At 68.3% G+C, this 18,101-nt stretch carries 13 protein-coding genes; 5 read left to right on the top strand and 8 right to left on the bottom strand.

All coding sequences use genetic code 11. The annotated features are described in order from the left end of the window. Positions 1-334 precede the first annotated feature (334 nt). Positions 335-3,403, top strand: coding sequence for a response regulator (locus RD110_RS25460; RefSeq protein WP_076203499.1), 3,069 nt, complete (start codon positions 335-337; stop codon positions 3,401-3,403). 7 nt (positions 3,404-3,410) lie between these two features. Here RD110_RS25460 and RD110_RS25465 read toward each other — a convergent pair whose 3' ends face one another. Both RD110_RS25465 and RD110_RS25470 read right to left on the bottom strand, forming a co-directional pair. Next, on the bottom strand, positions 3,411-4,694 hold the full coding sequence (locus RD110_RS25465) for an MFS transporter (protein WP_083686582.1): 1,284 nt from the start codon (positions 4,692-4,694) through the stop codon (positions 3,411-3,413). Positions 4,695-4,700: 6 nt separating this feature from the next. After that, the gene (locus tag RD110_RS25470) at positions 4,701-5,465 is read right to left on the bottom strand and encodes an SDR family oxidoreductase (protein ID WP_076203502.1); all 765 of its coding nucleotides are present in this window, start codon (positions 5,463-5,465) and stop codon (positions 4,701-4,703) included. A gap of 236 nt (positions 5,466-5,701) precedes the next feature. On the opposite strand from RD110_RS25470, the gene RD110_RS25475 reads away from it, so the two are divergent. Beyond that, a complete protein-coding gene (locus RD110_RS25475; RefSeq protein WP_076203504.1) occupies positions 5,702-6,469 on the top strand; it encodes a type III pantothenate kinase in 768 nt (255 codons plus the stop codon). Positions 6,470-6,584: 115 nt separating this feature from the next. Here RD110_RS25475 and RD110_RS25480 read toward each other — a convergent pair whose 3' ends face one another. Both RD110_RS25480 and RD110_RS25485 read right to left on the bottom strand, forming a co-directional pair. After that, the gene (locus RD110_RS25480; protein WP_076203507.1) at positions 6,585-7,676 is read right to left on the bottom strand and encodes a M14 family metallopeptidase; all 1,092 of its coding nucleotides are present in this window, start codon (positions 7,674-7,676) and stop codon (positions 6,585-6,587) included. 19 nt (positions 7,677-7,695) lie between these two features. Next, entirely contained in the window at positions 7,696-8,886 is a 1,191-nt protein-coding gene (locus RD110_RS25485) for a M20 aminoacylase family protein (protein ID WP_076203510.1), read from the bottom strand. 148 nt (positions 8,887-9,034) lie between these two features. Here RD110_RS25485 and argE point away from each other — a divergent pair, with 148 nt between their 5' ends. After that, positions 9,035-10,192 (top strand): acetylornithine deacetylase, encoded by a 1,158-nt coding sequence (gene argE, locus RD110_RS25490; protein ID WP_076205671.1) that lies wholly within the window; start codon positions 9,035-9,037, stop codon positions 10,190-10,192. Positions 10,193-10,222: 30 nt separating this feature from the next. Continuing rightward, complete coding sequence (locus RD110_RS25495) at positions 10,223-12,286, top strand: molybdopterin-containing oxidoreductase family protein (RefSeq protein WP_076203512.1); 2,064 nt, start codon at positions 10,223-10,225, stop codon at positions 12,284-12,286. Positions 12,287-12,359: 73 nt separating this feature from the next. Here the strand turns inward: RD110_RS25495 and RD110_RS28200 are convergent, their stop codons facing one another. Then, positions 12,360-12,521 (bottom strand): hypothetical protein, encoded by a 162-nt coding sequence (locus RD110_RS28200; protein ID WP_157900327.1) that lies wholly within the window; start codon positions 12,519-12,521, stop codon positions 12,360-12,362. Between the two features lie 215 nt (positions 12,522-12,736). Here RD110_RS28200 and RD110_RS25500 point away from each other — a divergent pair, with 215 nt between their 5' ends. After that, on the top strand, positions 12,737-13,546 hold the full coding sequence (locus RD110_RS25500; protein ID WP_076205674.1) for a ProQ/FINO family protein: 810 nt from the start codon (positions 12,737-12,739) through the stop codon (positions 13,544-13,546). Here the strand turns inward: RD110_RS25500 and RD110_RS25505 are convergent. From RD110_RS25505 to kaiC, 3 genes are read right to left on the bottom strand one after another with little or no spacing between them, the layout of a single operon-like run. Further along, positions 13,504-15,975: a sensor domain-containing protein gene (locus RD110_RS25505; protein WP_076203515.1), complete on the bottom strand. Its 2,472-nt coding sequence runs from the start codon at positions 15,973-15,975 to the stop codon at positions 13,504-13,506. The genes RD110_RS25500 and RD110_RS25505 overlap by 43 nt on opposite strands. After that, positions 15,972-16,265: a circadian clock KaiB family protein gene (locus tag RD110_RS25510; protein WP_076203517.1), complete on the bottom strand. Its 294-nt coding sequence runs from the start codon at positions 16,263-16,265 to the stop codon at positions 15,972-15,974. Before RD110_RS25510 ends, RD110_RS25505 begins: the two co-directional genes overlap by 4 nt. Continuing rightward, a complete protein-coding gene (gene kaiC, locus RD110_RS25515; protein ID WP_076203520.1) occupies positions 16,266-18,008 on the bottom strand; it encodes a circadian clock protein KaiC in 1,743 nt (580 codons plus the stop codon). Positions 18,009-18,101 lie beyond the last annotated feature (93 nt).

The raw sequence follows: 18,101 nt of genomic DNA on the forward strand, positions 1-18,101 counted from the left end.
CGGCGAAACACATTTTCCGCGGGCGACTGACGCTCGGCTGCCGTCTCTTTTGAGTATGAGTGTACGCATTATTTTGTCAATCGAACGGGCGACATGCCGCTTGCACTGGTGCAAGCTACACAAAGCCCCGGCACCCCAAAGGGCGAGCGCACGGTCATTGCGACATGTAACACCCTGCCCTATACTTTTGAAACATTCGAAACAATCGGTGTTAGGCACGGCATTCCAAGGCCCTGCCCTACCGATCGGGACTTCTCCAAAAAAGGTGGTCGCGGCATGAATACCACGGTGCAAGCTGAGATTTGCAGGGCGCGCGGCCACGGAGGCCCTTCGATTGGCTAGCAGCTACAACCCCTGGCTCGTGCTGCTGTCGGTGGCCATCGCCATCGTGGCTTCCTACGCGGCGCTCGGCCTGGCCAGGCGCGTGGTTACCAACGAAGAGGCCACATGGCGCCCGTGGCTGGCCGGCGGTGCGCTGGCCATGGGCTTCGGCATCTGGGCCATGCATTTCATCGGCATGCTGGCGCTGCGGCTGCCGCTGAATCCCGGCCTGAGCCTGAGCTACAGCGCGCCGCTGACCTTGGCCTCGATGCTGCCGTCTACCGCGGCTTTCGGGCTCTTGCTCTACATGATCCGGCGCGTGCGCCAGCCCCATGCCGTCCACATCGCGCTCGGCTCACTGATCCTGGGCGCCGGCATCGGCGGCATGCACTACGCGGGCATGGCGGCGATCGAAATCGCGCCGGTGCTGCGCTTCGACGTCGGCATGGTGGCGCTGTCCGTGGTGGTGGCGGTGTCGTTCGCCAGCGTCGGCGTTTGGCTCGCCTTCCGCCAGGCCGGCGCACGGGCCTCGCACCGCACGCAGGTGCTGGGCGCAGCGGTGATGGGCTGCGCGGTGGCGGCCATGCACTACACCGGCATGGAGGCCGCTCATTTCGCCGACAACTGCGTGAGCGTGTCCAGCGCCTGGAGCCTGCCTTCCGACGGCCTGGCCACGGCGGTGAGTGCCGGCGCGTTCCTGATCCTCGGCTTCACCATCCTGATCACCGTGATGGACGCGCGGCTCGGCGAGCAGAATTCGCGCCTCATGCAGGACCTGCGCGCGGCCAAGGAACAGGCCGAGGAAGCGGCGCGCGCCAAGAGCGACTTCCTGGCCAACATGAGCCATGAGATCCGCACGCCGATGAACGCCATCATCGGCATGTCGATGCTGGCGCTGAAGACCGACCTCAACCCGCGCCAGCGCAACTACGTGGATAAGGTCCATCGATCGGCGAAGGGCCTGCTTGGCATCATCAACGACATCCTCGATTTCTCGAAGATCGACGCCGGCAAGCTGGCGGTGGAAAACATTCCGTTCAGCCTCGCGGAGGTGCTGGACAACCTGGCCAACCAGGTCGGCTACAAGGCCGAGGACAAAGGGCTGGAGCTGGTCTTCGACGTGGCCCGCGACGTCCCCGACGCGCTGGTCGGCGACCCACTGCGGCTCGGCCAGGTGCTGATCAACCTGGGCAACAACGCTGTCAAGTTCACCGACCAGGGCGAGATCACCGTCGCCGTGCGCAAGCTGGGCGGGCCCGGCGCGGATGCGACACTGTCGTTCCAGGTGAAGGACACCGGCATCGGCATGTCGCCGCCTCAGCTCGAGCGGTTGTTCGCCTCGTTCAGCCAGGCGGACAGCTCGACTTCGCGCAAATACGGCGGCACCGGGCTGGGCCTGGCGATCTGCAAGAGCCTGGTGGAACTCATGCACGGCCGGATCGAGGCCTCCAGCCTGCCCGGCAAGGGCTCGAGTTTCCGTTTCGAGCTGCCCTTCGGCCTGCAGGAAGCAACGTCCCAGGCCGGCCCGGCACGCATGCTGCAGGCCGACGAACTCAGGGGCCGGCGCGCACTCGTGGTGGACGACAACGAAATCGCGCGCACCGTCACCGCGGCCCTGGCGCGCGACATGGGCCTGGCCGTGGAACTCGCCGACAGCGGCGCCGTGGCGGTCAGGATGGCCAGCGACGCGGCCCGCGCGGGGACGCCCTACGAGCTGCTTTTTGTCGATTGGAAGATGCCCGGCATGAACGGCGTCGAGGCCTTGCGTCAGTTGCAGAACCAGCGCGTGCGCATCGACGCGGCCAGCATCATGGTCACGGCCTATGAACGCGATGACGTGATGGACTCGGCCCATGCCGCCGGCGTGTCGCTGCAGGCCGTGCTGACCAAGCCGGTGACCCCTTCGACGCTGCTCGAGACGGTGGCGGAAGTGCTGGGGCGCTGCCAACCGGGCAAGGCGCGCGGCGGCGAACGGTCGCCCGCCCCGGGCGCGCCGCGCAGCCTGGTCGGCGCCAGGGTGCTGTTGGTGGAGGACAACCTGCTGAACCAGGAACTGGCCATGGAATTGCTGAGCGACGCGGGCATGCAGGTGGTGCTGGCCCAGAATGGCCGCGACGCGCTGCACGTGCTGCAAGATGACATCGCCTTCGACGGCATCCTCATGGATTGCCAGATGCCCGTGATGGACGGCTTCGAGGCCACGCGCGCCATCCGCGACGACCCACGCCTGACCACCATGCCGGTGCTGGCCATGACCGCCAACGCCATGGCCGGCGACCGCGAACGCGTGCTGGCCGTGGGCATGAACGACCACATCTCCAAACCCATCGATGTGGACGAGATGTTCAACGTGCTCGCGCGCTGGATCAAACCGCGGCAGCGCCAGCGCGCCGCGCTCGGCATGGCGCCCTCGCCGGCACCGGCCGCAGCACCACCTGTGCCTGCCGCACCCGCCACATCCGCCGCCCCCGTCGATGGCCGGCCGCTGGACGCACTGCGCACCATCGACACGGCGGCCGGCCTGCGCCGCACCCAGCAGAACCAAGGCCTATACCGCCGCATGTTGATCAAGTTCGCCGAAGGGCATCGCGACTTCGGCACCGGCTTCGCGGCGGCGGTCGAACGCGGCGACATGGCGCTGGCCACGCGCATGGCCCACACGCTGCGCGGCACGGCCGGCACCATCGGCGCCAACGCCGTGTGGCAGGCCGCCACCGAGCTGGAACTGGCCTGCGACCAGGGCCGCCCCCGTGCGGCGCAACTTGCACTGCTGGCGGTGGTACAGCGCGAACTCGGGCCAGTGCTCGAGGAACTGCGCACGTGGACAGCGGCCAATGGACCGGCGACACCGCCCGCGGGTGGTGCGGCCGAGGCGAAAGCCGAACTGGCGCGCCTCACGCAGCGACTGCGCACCCTGCTCGTCGAATCCGACCCGGAAGCCGTGGCGCTGGTGGCGGCCTTGCGCCGCGCCGCCGCCGGCAGCGCGGCCCAGCAGCCGATCCACGCGATCACCCAGGCCGTGGACGACTTCCGCTTCGACGAGGCCCTGGAGGCACTCGATCAATGGGGCGGTGCCTCCTAGCCACCTGTCAGGGCAGTGGCAGCGGCGGCTGGCCCTTGACGGTGAAGCGCGGTTTTTGCGGCAGTGCCGGCTTGCGCGTCTTCACATGGCCCAGCGTGGCCACCACGATGGCCGCGAGCAGGGCAGCGGCACCACCCAGGCCGATGGCGCTCGTCACCCCGTGGCTGTCGACCGCGATGCCGCCGAGCGCGGCGCCCAATGCGATCGCCACCTGGAAGCCGCTGACCAGCAGCGCCTGTCCAGCCTCCGGCGCGTCGGGCACGGCTTCCAGCATCCAGCTGGTGAACGCCACCGGGATCAGGCCGAAACCCAGGCCCCAGACCACGACCACCGCCGCACCCATCGCCAGGCCGCCGGCGCCGCCAGTGAGCACCGCCAGCCCCAGCACGCCGGCGATCAACAGGGCCGCGGACAGTGTCGTCCCGCGCACGCTGCGGGCCACGAGGCTGCCGCCGACGAAGGTACCGACGAATCCCGCAACGCCATAGACCAGCAGCAGCACGGTGACCGCGTCCGGCGCCAGGCCGAACACTTGCAGCAGCAAAGGCTTGAGGTAGGTGAACGCCGCGAAATGGCCGGCAATGAGGAACAGCACGGTGAGCAGCCCGACCTGGGCCATCGGCCGCATCAGCGGCGTGAGCAGGTCGCGCGGACGGATCGCGCGCGCCGGCGGCATGCGCGGCAACAGCCACATCTGGAACATCAGCACGCCCGCGGCCAGCGCCGCCGTCACGCCGAAGGCAGCGCGCCAGCCGGCCAGGTTGCCGAGCAGGGCGCCGGCCGGCACGCCGAACACGGTGGCTGCCGAAATGCCGGCCAGCACGATCGACATGGCGCGCGGCAGCAGCGCCGCCGGTACCAGGTGCGAGGTGGCGCTGGGCGCAAAAGTCCAGAAGCCGCCCACACACAGGCCGAGGAAGAAGCGTGCCACCAGCATCGTACCGAAGTTCGGCGCGAAGGCCGCGAGCAGGTTCGACACCACCAGGAGCGCCGACAAAGCGACCAGCACGGCGCGGCGGTCGAGCCGGCCCGACAGCACGATCAGCGCCGGCCCGGCCAGCGCCGCGAAGATGCCGGGAATCGTCACCATCAGGCCGGCCGTGCCCTCGGACACGTTCAGCCCCTCGGCGATGTTGGTCAACAGCCCGATCGGCATGAATTCGGTGGTGACGGTGGCGAAGGTCCCGACCGCCATGGAAGCCACGGCCAGCCAGGCGGCGCGCGGCGATCGCGCGAAAAGGGCGTCACCGGTGCCGGCTGGTGCGGCACCTTCGGAAGTTGCAGTGTGCATCTCGACCTACCAGGGCAATGGATCGTTCATGTGGAAGAAGCCACCGTTGGGCCCATCGGCCGGCAAGGTGGCCAGGATCACGCTGGTCCGCGCGCCATCGACGACGCTCATCGGCGCGGCGCTGCCGCCCATCGAGGTCTGCACCCAGCCCGGATGCGCCGAATTGACCTTGACCGCGCTGTCCTTGAGCTCGTAGCCCAGATGCACCGTGTAGGCGTTGAGCGCGGTCTTCGAGCTGTCGTACGCCGTGGCCTTGGCCTCATAGATGGGCGAGGTGGGATCGGAATGCAGCGTGAGCGAACCGAGGATGCTCGACAGGTTGACGATGCGCCCGGCCGCCGATTTGCGCAGCAGCGGCAGCAGCAACTGGGTCAGTGCCACCGGGGCGAAGAAATTGGTCTCCAGCGTGTCGCGCAACACGTGTTCGGGCACGTTCGAGGCCGTGTGGGCCTGCGCCACCCCTGGTTCGCCTTCGAGGTAGACGCCCGCGTTGTTGATCAGGATGTCGAGCCTGCCGGCACGGGACTCGAAATAGGCGAAGGCCTTTTCCCGGTCGGCGCGCTTGGTGGCATCGAACACGATGGCTTCGGCCTCGACGCCGGCCTCGCGCAATTGCGTCAACGCCTGCTGACCGGCTTCGGCATTGCGCACGCCGATCACCGGCAGGATGCCGAGCTGGCCGAGCTGCTTCGCCGTTTCGAAACCGATGCCGCGGTTGCCCCCGGTGATGAAGGCGATCTTCTGGAGCGACGGTGGGGAGATGGTGGCCATGGTTCTTTCCTTTGACGGAGCGGCACCAGGAGGGCGCCGCGATGGAAAGAATGTAGGTGCGATGCGCCGCGGGATAAATCCGCCTTTCGGGAATTCATTTATTCCCGTGCGCCAACAATCCGGGGGGCGGCCACCGGCCAGAGCCGGGAACGCCGGTGAAGGCGGCGTCGCGGCGCACCGGCGGGTGGGCCTGCCGGTTTGATGATAATGCGCACACGCCAATACGGAGACAAAGGATGAGCTTCCTCGCAATCGACATTGGCAACACGCGGCTGAAATGGTCGCAATACTCCGAGCCGAGGCCCGGAGCGAAGCTGTTGGCGCATGGCGCGGAGTTCCTCGAGAACATCGACAAACTCGCCGACGGCCCGTGGAGCGCGTTGTCCACCCCGACCCACATGCTGGGCTGCATCGTGGCCGGCGACGCGGTGAAGCGGCGCGTGCACGAGCAGATGGAAATCTGGGACGTTGCGCCGCAATGGGTGGTCTCCAGCGCCGCCGAGGCGGGCCTGGTCAACGGCTACGACCACCCCACGCGGCTCGGCGCCGACCGCTGGGTGGCCATGATCGGCGCGCGTCACCGCATGCTCGCGCGCGGCCCGGCGCGGCCGATGGTGGTGGTGATGGTCGGCACCGCGGTGACCGTGGAGGCCATCGACGCCGAAGGCAAATTCCTCGGCGGCCTGATCCTGCCCGGCCACGGCATCATGCTGCGCGCGCTCGAGTCCGGCACGGCCGGCCTGCACGTGCCCACCGGCGAAGTGCGCGAATTCCCCACCAACACCAGCGACGCGCTGACCAGCGGCGGCACCTATGCGATTGCCGGCGCGGTGGAACGCATGGTGCAGCACGTGCGCATGCACTGCGGCGCCGAACCGGTGTGCACCATGACCGGCGGCGCGGGCTGGAAGATGGCGCCGAGCATGTCGGTGGCCTTCGAACTGGTGGACAACCTGATCTTCGATGGACTGCTGGAGATGGCGAAGCTGCGCTTCGCAGCCTGACGTCACCCCCCCCCCCGCTCGCCCTGAGCCTGTCGAAGGGCCCGATCATCCTGAGCCTGTCGAAGGGCCTGAGCCTATCGAAGGGCAGATAGTCAACTCACCGGCGTCGACAGGCTCAGCCCGAACGGGATAAACCGTCCACCGCCTGGAACATCGCCTGCCGTGCCTGGCTGATCACCTGGCCTTTCCAGGCGTCGGTGTCGGTGTAGAACGCCTCCAGCAGATGCCGCTTGATGTCGGCCGCCAGCGCGGGCGGCGCCTCGGGGTGCTGGTGTAGCCAATGGTCGCCACGCAGCGCCTGCATCATCTGCAGCAGCGGCAGCGTGCCGTATTCGAGCGCGATGCCGGTGTATTCGGCGTGCGGGCATTCGTCGTGGACGGCGTTGAACGCCAGGCCAGTGAGAAAAGCCGAGCTCGAAGATCCGTCGTAGATCGAAGTCACCTCCTGGCCCCACCAGTCCCTGGCGCGTTGCAGCGCAGCGGGCTCGTTACGGCCGGCGAAGATGCGTTCGCCGATGCCGCTCGTGCCCAGGCCCGTGTGCAGGTCGATCCAGGCCAGCCGGCGCGCACGGCTGGCATAGGCCTGCAGCAACCTGCGCCAGGCGAGGTTGCTCCAGGTCGGCGCCACGCCGCCGTAGAACAGGCCGTCGGCGTACTCGTGCTGGCCCTGCGAGATCGCGGCCTGCAGCGCCTTCGGGCCGTGTGTCGCCACATACAGCGCGATGGACGCGGTGTTGGCCAGGCTCGGCGGCCATTCGTCGGGCAGCAGCAACGCATGCACTTCGCGGTAGGCCGCATTGACGGGCAGCGGCTGCGAGAAATCCTGGAAATTGCGGTTCAGGTCGACGTTTTCCTGGGTCACCCGCCGCGTGTGCGAAAAGCCGTAGGGGTTGAGCGCATGCACATACAACACCGCCACACCCGCGGCGTGCGCCTTGTCGCGCCATTCCTCGTCGTGCAGCGCGAACACCTGCACGCCGCTGCCCGCGTGGCCCTCCACACCGTGGCAGGCACTGGTGACGATCAACAGCCGCTCGGCGTCGTGCGCGCCATCGAGCGCCGCGTCCACGGCCAGGGCTTCGCCGTCGCGGCCCAGCGCCGGATGCACGTGCGACACGACGGCCAGACCGGCGCTGGCCGCCGCTTCGAGGAATTTGAGCCGCGCCTGGGCGTAGCGCGCGGAGAAGGCATCGATGACACCGATCATGGCGGTTCGTGCGCCGGTCTCAGGCCTTGGCCAGGAAGGCCTCGGCCAGCTGCACCCAGTAGGTGGCGCCCAGCGGAATCAGGTCGTCGTTGAAATCGTAACTCGGGTTGTGCAGCGTGCACGGCCCGCCGCCGTGGCCCATGTCGCGGTGCGTGCCGTCGCCGTTGGCGATGAACACATAGGCACCGGGCTTGGCCTGCAGCATGAACGCAAAATCCTCGGCGCCCATGGTCGGCTCCTGCGCCACCACGTTGTCGGCGCCGACGATGCCGGCCATCACCTCGCGGGCGAACGCGGCCTGCGCGGGATCGTTCACCGTCGGCGGGTAGTTGCGCTTGAACGCGAACTCGCAGCGCGCGCCGAAGGCGGCGACGATGTTCTCGGCCACCTGCCGCATGCGTTCCTCGATCAGGTCCAGCACCTCCAGAGAGAAGGTGCGCACCGTGCCCTGCAGCTCGCAGCTGTCGGGCAACACGTTGGTGGCCGAGCCGGCGTGGATCATGGTCACCGAGATCACGCCCGCGTCCATCGGCTTCTTGTTGCGCGTGATGATGGTCTGGAAACCCTGCACGATCTGGCAGGCGATCGGCACCGGGTCGACGCCGAAATGCGGCATGGCCGCGTGGCTGCCCTTGCCATGGATGGTGATCTTGAATTCGTTGCTCGACGCCATCACCGGGCCGGGGCTGACCGCGAACTGGCCCAGCTTCATGCCCGGCCAGTTGTGCATGCCGAACACGGCCTCCATCGGGAACTGTTCGAACAGGCCTTCCTTGATCATCTCGCGCGCACCGCCGCCGCCCTCTTCGGCCGGCTGGAAGATCAGGTAGACCGTGCCGTCGAAGTTGCGGTGCTTCGCCAGGTGCTGGGCCGCGGCCAGGAGCATGGCGGTGTGGCCGTCGTGGCCACAGGCGTGCATCTTGCCGTCATGTTGGCTCTTGTGTGCAAAGGTGTTGAACTCCTGCAGCGGCAGCGCGTCCATGTCGGCGCGCAGGCCGACGGCGCGGGTGCTGCTGCCGTTTTGGATGATGCCGATCACGCCCGTCGTGCCGAGTCCTCGGTGGATGGGAACGCCCCATTCGGTGAGCTTGCCGGCCACCACGTCGGCCGTGCGCACCTCTTCGAAGCAGAGTTCGGGGTGGGCATGGATGTCGCGGCGCACGGCCTTGATGGCGGCGGCCTCGGTGACGATGGAATCGATGACTTTCATGGGGATCTTCCTATGGCGATGAACCAGAACCGGGCATCCGGACGGCCGGCCGATGGCATGCGCCGTGCATGCACGCTTCGGGCCAGCAACCAGTCCGCCGTTTGAGCGGTGGCCGGCGCGGCGCGCCGGTATGGCTCAAAATGATGCCATGATCTCCACCAAAGCCCTCGAACTGGCCCAGACGCTGGTTCGCATGAACACCGTCAGCCGCAACTCCAACCTCGAACTCATCCACTTTGTGCGCGACGAACTGCGCCGGCTGGGCGTGCAGAGCCGCCTCAGCTACAACGCCGACAAGACCAAGGCCAACCTGTTCGCCACGCTGGGCGAGGGCAAGCCGGCCGGCATCATCCTCTCGGGCCACACCGACACCGTGCCCTGGGACGGCCAGGATTGGACCATGGACCCGCTGGCCGCCCTGGTGCAGGGCGACAGGCTCTACGGCCGCGGCAGCTGCGACATGAAAAGCTTCATCGGCATCGCGCTGGCCCACGCCGAGAATTTCCTGCACAGCCCCGCACCTTTCGCCGTGCATCTGGCGTTCAGTTTCGACGAGGAAGTCGGCTGCTTCGGCGTGAAGGAACTGATCGCCGACATGCGCGAGGCCGGCATCCAGCCGCTGGCCTGCATCGTCGGCGAACCCACGAGCATGGTGCCGGCCATCGCGCACAAGGGCGTCTACCGCTACAAGTGCTGCGTGCGCGGCAAGGAGGCGCATTCCTCGCTCACGCCGATGTCGGTCAACGCCATCGAGATGGCGGCCCGCGTGGTGGGCAAGATCCGCGACATGGCCGAGGACATGCAGGCCAACGAACCGCGCTTCGAGGGTTTCGACGTGCCGTTCTCCACCGCCAGCGTGGGCCAGTTCCACGGCGGCATCGCCGACAACGTCGTGCCGCGCGACGCCGAGTTCCGCTACGAATTCCGCGATCTGCCGACCGCCGACGCGGTAGCGATGCAAAAACAGGTTCTGGCGTACGCGGATCAAGCGCAGATAGCTATGAAAACGGTAGCACCCGAGGCCGGCTTCCGCTTCGAGACGATCTGCGAGATCCCGAGCTTCCTCGGCTCGGCGGGCGATGCCGTCACCCGTCTGGCGCAGCGCCTGTCGGGCGAAGCCGGCACCACCCTGGTGGCCTTCGGCACCGAGGCGGGGCTGTTCAAGAACTCGGGCATCCCCACCGTGGTGTGCGGGCCCGGCAGCATCAACCAGGCGCACCAGCCCGACGAGTTCGTGAGCCTGGCGCAACTCGAACGCTGCGAAGACTTCATGCGCGGCCTGGCCGCCACGCGCTCGCTCGCCTAATCCATCCAGCCCGCCTTCGGGCCAGCCACCATGAACGACACCATCGCCATCCACGCCGAACCGGCCCAAGTACTCGGCGCCTGCCCGCACGACTGCCCCGACACCTGCTCCCTCGTCACCACCGTGGACAACGGCGTGGCGCTCAAGGTGCAGGGCAACCCGGCCCACGGCCACACCGACGGCGTGCTGTGCGCCAAGGTGTCGCGCTACACCGAGCGCAGCTACCACCCCGAGCGTTTGCTCACGCCGATGAAACGCGTGGGGCCGAAGGGCTCGGGCCGCTTCGAGCCCGTGGGCTGGGACGTGGCGCTGGACGACATCGCCGGCCGGCTCCAGGCCATCGCCGCACGCAACCCCGAGGCCATCCTGCCCTACAGCTATGCCGGCACCATGGGCCAGGTGCAGGGCGAAAGCATCGCCGCGCGGTTCTTCCACAAGATCGGCGCCTCGCTGCTGGACCGCACCATCTGCTCGTCGGCCGGCGGCGAAGGCCTGGTGCAGACGCTGGGCGGCAAGGTCGGCATGAAGGTGGAGTTCTTCGCCGAGGCCAAACTCATCCTCATCTGGGGCAGCAACTCCATCGGCAGCAACCTGCATTTCTGGCGTTACGCGCAGCAGGCCAAGCGCGCCGGCGCGCGGCTGGTGTGCATCGACCCGCGCCGCACCGAGACCGCCGAGAAATGCCACGAGCACATCGCGCTGCGCCCCGGCACCGACGCCGCGCTGGCCCTGGCGCTGATGCACGAACTCGTCACCAACGACTGGCTCGACCACGACTACCTGGCGCGCTACACGCTGGGCTGGGACGCATTGCGCGAACGCGCCCTGGCCTGGACGCCCGAACGCGCGGCCGACATCTGCGGCGTGCCCGCGGCGCAGATCCGCCAACTGGCGCAGGACTACGGTGCCTGCTTCCTGCGCGGCGAGCCTGCGGCGATCCGCCTGAACTACGGCATGCAGCGCACGCGCGGCGGCGGCAATGCCACGCGCGCCGTGGCCAGCCTGCCGGCGCTGATTGGCGCATGGCGCCACCGCGCGGGCGGCTTGTTGCTTTCTAGTTCGGGCCAATACCCGGTGGACCGCGCCGCGCTGCAGCGGCCCGATCTGCTGGCTGGCCGCCAGCCGCGCACCGTCAACATGAGCACCATCGGCGACGCGCTGCTGGACGAAGCCGGGCCGAAGATCGAAGCCGTGGTCGTCTACAACAGCAACCCCGTGGCCGTGGCGCCCGAGTCGGGCAAGGTGGTGCGGGGTTTCGCGCGCGAAGACCTGTTCACCGTGGTGCTGGAGCACTTCCAGACCGACACCGCCGACTACGCCGACTACGTGCTGCCGGCCACCACGCAGCTCGAACACTGGGACGTGCACAGCTCCTACGGCCACACCGATGTGCTGTTGAACCGGCCGGCCATCGCCCCACTGGGCCAGAGCTTGCCCAACACGCAGATCTTCCGCGAACTGGCCGCGCGCATGGGCTTTACCGAGCCCTGTTTCCAGGACAGCGACGAGGCCCTGTGCCGCGCGGCCTTCGGCGAGCGCGTGGACTTCGAGACGCTGCTGGCCCACGGCTTCGCCACCTTGGCGATTCCCGATGCGCCGTTTGCCGAAGGCGGCTTTCCCACGCCTTCGGGCCGCTGCGAATTCTTCAGCGCGCGGCTGGCCGCGCAGGGCCAGGACGGCCTGCCCGACCACCTGCCGAACCACGAGCCGATCGGCGGCTCGGCCGACTACCCGCTGGCGATGATTTCACCGCCGGCGCGCAATTTCCTGAACTCGACCTTCGTCAACGTCACCAGCCTGCGCGACATCGAGGTCGAGCCGCTGCTGGAGATCAGCGAAGCCGACGCGCTGGCGCGCGGCATCGCCACCGGCAGCGTGGTGCGGGTCTTCAACGGCCGCGGCAGCTACCGCTGCAAGGCGAAGGTGACCGCACGCGCGCGCGACGGCGTGGTGCACGGCATGGGCATCTGGTGGCGCAAACTCGGGATGGATGGAACCAACGTCAACCAGCTCACCAGCCAGCGGCTCACCGACATGGGCCGGGCGCCGACGTTCTACGACTGTCTGGTGGAGGTGGAGGTGGACCAGGCCTGAAGCGGCTGGGCCATTCGGGGCCGGCTGTTGCGAGCGGCCCCGGGGTGAAGTCGGCCAGATGGCCGGAAGGGCTTCAGGCAGCGACCGACTTCTTGGTGGCCTTGGTCTTGCCGACGGGTTCGATCGGGTTGACGACCTGCCAGATGGTCTTGAACTTGGTTTCGGGAATCGGCAAGGGCTGGGTACGCGGGGTCTCGACACGGGGAGCGGGAACGGTGGCAACTTTCTTGGTCATGGAATATTCTGGGGTTCTGAAGGATGCGATTGTCGCAGCATCGGAAAACCCGACGGTTTTTGCGCAGCTTTGCCCCTGGAACACGCCTGCATGACGACACCCGGCCAGGCCGCCCGCACAGGCCTTCGCGCGCATGCGGGCACAATGCGCCCTTTGCAACCTGGCACCGTCCGGCCCCGCCTTTCGGCAAGACACCCGACATGCACGACACGAACATGACCGAAACCATCCCCGTCGAAGCCGACACCACCCACACCGCCGCCGCGCCCGTGCAGGCGGATGCTGCGCCCGAAGCCCGGCCGGCCCGGCCCCCGCGCGCACCCGGTGAAGGCGGCCGCTCCGCGAAGGCACGCGGGCCGCGCGGCCCGGGTGGACCAGCGCGCAACGAAGGCCCTGATGCACAAGGCGGCCGACGCGGCCCGCGGCCGAACCGGGCCCAGGCGCCCGCCCGGCCGCAGCAGCAGCTCCACCCTGTGCTGCTGCGCCTGCGCGAGCTGTACCCGGCGGTGTTCGGCCCCAAGCCGCTGCCGCTGAAGCTGGGCAGCTTCCACGACATCGTGGCGGCGCATCCCGACGCCTTCGACGCCAAGGCACTGCGCGAAGCACTGGGCCAGCACACGCGTTCGAGCCGCTACCTCGAACAGGTAGCCACCGGCCACAAGCGTTGCGACCTGCAGGGCAACCCGGTCGAAGACCTGGCGCCCGAACACGTGCACCAGGCCATCATGGAGATGTCGCGCCGCGACCGCTCTGGCTCGCGCGAAGCCGCGCAGGCCAAGGTCCGCCTGCGCCTGCGCAATGCCTTCGAAGCCTCGGGCCTGAGCCGCAGCGAATACGCCGAACGCGTCAAGCCGCCGATCGAGGAATGGAACGCGCTGCTCGACCACGCCTATGCCGAACACGGCGACAGCGGTGCCAAACGCGAAGCGCTGCGCCGTGCCTACGCGGCCAGCGGCCAGACGCCCGAGCAGTTTGCCAGCGACTACGGCCTGACGGTGGACGCGGTGAAGGCCGCCATCGGCTGAGTCGCCGCCGGCGCGAGGAATTGCGACTCCAGCAATTCCCGCGGCACGGGTCGGCTGAACAGGTAGCCCTGCATCTCGTCGCAGCCCATGGCGCGCAGCAGGCTTTGCTGCTGCGCGGTTTCCACCCCCTCGGCCACCACCTTGAGCTTGAGCGAGTGCGCGAGTTCAATGATGGTCGACACCAGCGCCAGGCCTTGCGCGCCCGAGGTCATGTCGATCACGAACGCGCGGTCGATCTTCAGCGTGTCGACCGGCAGCTTGGCCAGGTAGCTCAGCGAAGAAAAACCTGTGCCGAAATCGTCGATGGCCACCGTGATGCCCATCGCCCGCAGGGCCAGCAGGCTGCCGATGCTGGCCGCGACGTTGTCCATCGCCAGGCTCTCGGTGATCTCGATTTCCAGGCCCGAGGAAGCCAGCGCATCGACCCCCACGGCCGCCTGCACCTGAGCGATGAAGCCGCGGTCACGCAGCTGGAGCGCCGACACGTTGACGGCGATGCGCACCGCCGTCAGTCCCATGGTGCGCCAGCGCAGATGGTCGGCAATGGCCTGCTGGAGCGCCCAGCGGCCGACCTCGCAGATCAAGCCGGTCTCCTCGAGCACGGGGATGAAATCGCCCGGCGGCACGAGGCCGGTGCGCGGGTTCTGCCAGCGGATCAGCGCCTCCACGCCGGTGAGCTGGCCTGTGGCGAGGTGGATCTTGGGCTGGTAGTGCAGCACGTATTCCTGGCGCTCCAGCGCCCGGCGCAACTGGCTCTCCAGCGTGAGCCGTCCGGCCACCGAGTCGTTCATGCGCTGTGTGTAGAACAGGTAGCGGTCGCCGCCGTTCTTGGCTTTCTTGAGTGCGGCTTCGGCGTTCTTGAACAGGGCGTCGGCGTCCGAGGCGTCGTCGGGAAACACGGCGATGCCGACCTTGGCGGCCAGCCGCAGCTCGTTGGGCCCGAGATGGAAGCTGTGCTCGACAAAAGCCTTCATGGTCTTCTCGAGCAGCCGGGCCACGTCGCCTTCCTGCCGCACCTGGGGCAGCATCACGGCGAAAAGGTCCGGCCCGACCCGCGCCACCAGGTTGGCGTCGCGCAGGAACACCGTGATCCACTGCGCCACCTGGCGCAGCAGCTTGTCGCCGGCCGGCCGGCCCAGGCTGTCGTTGATGTTCTTGAAGCGCTCGAGGTCGATGAGGTACAGCGCCACCCGGTGCCGGCCCGCCGTGGCGCCGCGCAGCACCTGGGCCATGCGTTCGAGGAACAGACTGCGGTTGGCCAGGCCGGTCAGCACGTCGTAATAGGCCAGGTAGTCGAGCCGCTCCTGCTTGTCGATGTGGTCGATGGCGAAGGCGATGTCGCCGGCCAGCTCGCTCAGCAGCTTGAGCTCCTCGGCGTGGAAGAACTCCGCCTCGCAGGCGTACAGCACCAGCACGCCCACGGCCCCTTCGGCGACGAACAAGGGCAACACCACCACCGCGCCGATTCTGGCCTCTGCATATGCCGCGGCCGTCATGCCACCGACGCCCTCGAGCGAGCCGTGGCACACCACCGCCTTGCGCTGGGCGATGGCCCGGGCGCTCATGGTGTCGCCGACCAGCGCACCCTCGGTCGCGGCGAAGCCGTGCCGGACCTGGGCCAGCGATGCCGCGTCGGTCCCTTCCGCGCCGGCCGCCATGGCCGGCTGCATGCAGCCGGTGACGGGATCGGCCAGGGCAACCATGGCCATGCGGAAGCCGCCATCGGCCACCGCGATGCGGCAGGCCTCCTTGAACAGCTCGTCGCGCTGGCGCACGCGCACGATCAGCGTGTTGATGCCGCTGAGCACCGCGTACACGCGGTTCAGGTAGGCGATGCGGTCGTTCGCGACGTGCCGCTCGGTCACGTCCAGATGCATGACCACGGCGCCGTTGGGCAGCGCGCTGGTCAGCGGCGTGACCGTCATGAGGAACCAGCGCCGCGCGCCCGCCACGAGGCACGCGTATTCGAGGGAGAACTGCGCGATCTCGGCATTCACCACGGCGCGGATGCCGCGGGCCGCGTGACGGGCATCTGGCTGGCCATCGTGTTCCCCGGCCTCGCCGCCGCCGACGCCGTCGCAGAGGTCGAGATAGTTCAACCCGACCTCGTAGCCATGGCCATGCAGCACATGCGGACTCGCGAAGCGCCGCCAGGCGTCGTTGACCGACAGGATGCGGCCGTAGGTGTCGAGCAGCGCCACGTGGGCGGGCAGCGAGTTGAGGATGGCGGCCTGCTTCGCCGCCTCGCTCTGGCGCAACTGGTCCTGCGAGCGCCGCAGCAGGAAGGTGCGGCCCTGCCGGTTCGTCACCGAATCGACCTCGCCGGCGGTCAGCTCCTCGAGCCGCTGCCCCGCCGCGTGCAGGGTCTCGATGAGCCCGGAAATTTCGCTGCTGTTGGCCGGCACCACCGGCGGTGCGGGCGCGGTCATGGCTCGGGACTTTCCAGGCCGAGCGCCTGCAGCACCGTTTCGGTGTGGCTCAGCGTGCCGACGATGACCTGCTGCGGCAGCGGCGCCAGCTTGACCAGCGTCGGCGTGAGGAAGACGCCGTCGGACAGCGCGCGCTGGGGCTGCACGAACACGTCGACCACCTCCACCTCATGCCGGCCGGGCAGCCGGTCGCGGCAGAGGGCGCGCAGGTTGGCTTGCGCCTGGGCAGAATTGAGCGAATCGTCGGCCACGTAGAGGCGGAACTTGAAGACCGGTTGGCGCGTCGACATTCAGGCCTTCCGTTCGGGCGCGGTGGATGTACCGGGGGCGCCGGTCGCGTCGGCGCCGCGCAGCTCGCGCATGTGGCTCCTGCGGCGGCTGAGCTCGCGCTCGCGGCTCTCGGTGGTGCGCGCCAGCAGCGCCTTCTCGACCTGTTTGGCCACCAGCTCGACCTGCAGCGATTTCACGCGCACCTCGAGTTCGGCCTCCTCCGCATCGAGCCGCACGCGCTTGAGCTTGCCCGCGACCTCGGCCACCTCGTTGGCCACACGGTCGGCGCTCTCCTTTTCCCAGCGCAGCGTGCCCATCAGCACCTCGCCGCCGGCCGTGTAGGTGTCGGCCAGCGTCACGCCGGCGTCGCTGAGGATGAGTTCGCGCACCTGATTCGAATGCGCCATGCCGCGCGACTTGATGATCGACATGCCGCGGTTGCGTTCGCCGGCCTGCACCAGGTAGTTGAGGTGGATCCAGGTGTCGGCCAGCGTGGAGATCTGCAGCGGCGAGCCGCCCTCGGTCTGCCCGGCGATCTCGTCGAGCAGGCTGGTGCAGAACAGCGTCATGCCATCGGCCTTGCACCAGTCCACCAGCCGCTCGACCACGCCGTGCGCCGTGAGTTCGTTGCCCGACTTGGCCAGCGTGGACACCGGGTCGATGACCAGGCAACGCGCGCCATGCTCCATGGCCAGGGTCTTGATGCGCATGAGGTAGGTTTCGGCGCTGCCGCTGAGCGTGCGCGCCGAGATCATGCGCAGCCGGCCGCTCTTCACATAGCGCGCGAGCCGGATGCCGACCGAGGCGAGGTTGCGCACGACCTCCGCGCCGTCGGAGTCGAAGCTCACGAACATGGTCCGCTCGCCGCGACGGCAGGCGGCTTCGGCGAAGGCGCCGCTCAGCGTGGTTTTCGCCGTGCCGGGAAAGCCGGTGATCAGCACCGTGGCGCCACGGTAGTAGCCGCCGCCGAGCATGGTGTCGAGCCGTGCCACACCGCTGGAGACGCGTTCCTGCGAATTGTTGGCGCCAGCCTTGGCCGGCATGCGCGCCACCGCCACGTCGACGCCTGTGCTGCCGATGAGGAACGGCGCCTCGTTTTCGTCGAATGCCGAGCCGCGGTATTTCTGCACCCGCAGGTTGCGCTGCGACACGCCCTGCACGACGCGGTGATTGAGGATCACCGCGCAATCGACCATGAACTGCATGAAGCCAAACGGCTGCTCGTCGCCGCCGGCCTTGGAGGTGACCAGACCCGTGAGCTCGCGCGCCAGCAGCCATTCGTGCAGGCGGTAGATCTCGCGGCGGCGGGTCGCCTGGTCGGGCAGCAGGGCCAGCACGATGTCGAGCGCGTCGAACACGATGCGCCGCGCGCCCATGGCCTTGGTCTGGCTCTCCAGCGCGGCGAGCAGGCCACCGAGATCGAAGCTGCCGGACTGGATCAGGTCCGGCCGCGGCTGGGCATCGATGAAGAACAGTTTCTTGCGCTGCTGCAGCTCGGCGAGCTTCCAGCCGAAACTGCTGGCGTTGCCGGTGATGCGCTCCGACCGCTCCTCGAAGGCCACGAAGATGCCCGGCGCGCGTTGATGCTGCGCGCCGTGCACCAGGAACTGCAGGGCCAGGATGGTCTTGCCGGAGCCCGGCCCGCCGATCAGCAGGCTGGTGCGCCCGCGCGGAAGTCCGCCGCCGGTAATGTCGTCGAAACCGGTGATGCCGGTCGGTGCCTTGGCCGGGACTTTCTCGGCGGGCGATCGGGCGATGGTCATGGCAAATGCCGCGGCGGACGCGACGGGCAGATAAATTGCCAGCCAGTGTCAAGATGTAATCTGCACCCGTCTGTGCGATACATCACATAGTGC

It is taken from the genome of Rhodoferax koreense (assembly GCF_001955695.1).
Taxonomy (GTDB): Bacteria; Pseudomonadota; Gammaproteobacteria; order Burkholderiales; family Burkholderiaceae_C; genus Rhodoferax_B; species Rhodoferax_B koreensis.

Excerpts from the sequence above, each read along its gene's own strand:
- argE (WP_076205671.1), top strand. The coding sequence starts at position 9,035 with ATGATCTCCACCAAAGCCCTCGAACTGGCCCAGACGCTGGTTCGCATG.
- RD110_RS25510 (WP_076203517.1), bottom strand. The coding sequence starts at position 16,265 with ATGTCGACGCGCCAACCGGTCTTCAAGTTCCGCCTCTACGTGGCCGAC.
- RD110_RS25500 (WP_076205674.1), top strand. The coding sequence starts at position 12,737 with ATGACCGAAACCATCCCCGTCGAAGCCGACACCACCCACACCGCCGCC.
- RD110_RS28200 (WP_157900327.1), bottom strand. The coding sequence starts at position 12,521 with ATGACCAAGAAAGTTGCCACCGTTCCCGCTCCCCGTGTCGAGACCCCG.
- RD110_RS25495 (WP_076203512.1), top strand. The coding sequence starts at position 10,223 with ATGAACGACACCATCGCCATCCACGCCGAACCGGCCCAAGTACTCGGC.
- RD110_RS25505 (WP_076203515.1), bottom strand. The coding sequence starts at position 15,975 with ATGACCGCGCCCGCACCGCCGGTGGTGCCGGCCAACAGCAGCGAAATT.
- RD110_RS25485 (WP_076203510.1), bottom strand. The coding sequence starts at position 8,886 with ATGAAAGTCATCGATTCCATCGTCACCGAGGCCGCCGCCATCAAGGCC.
- RD110_RS25475 (WP_076203504.1), top strand. The coding sequence starts at position 5,702 with ATGAGCTTCCTCGCAATCGACATTGGCAACACGCGGCTGAAATGGTCG.
- kaiC (WP_076203520.1), bottom strand. The coding sequence starts at position 18,008 with ATGACCATCGCCCGATCGCCCGCCGAGAAAGTCCCGGCCAAGGCACCG.
- RD110_RS25470 (WP_076203502.1), bottom strand. The coding sequence starts at position 5,465 with ATGGCCACCATCTCCCCACCGTCGCTCCAGAAGATCGCCTTCATCACC.
- RD110_RS25480 (WP_076203507.1), bottom strand. The coding sequence starts at position 7,676 with ATGATCGGTGTCATCGATGCCTTCTCCGCGCGCTACGCCCAGGCGCGG.
- RD110_RS25465 (WP_083686582.1), bottom strand. The coding sequence starts at position 4,694 with ATGCACACTGCAACTTCCGAAGGTGCCGCACCAGCCGGCACCGGTGAC.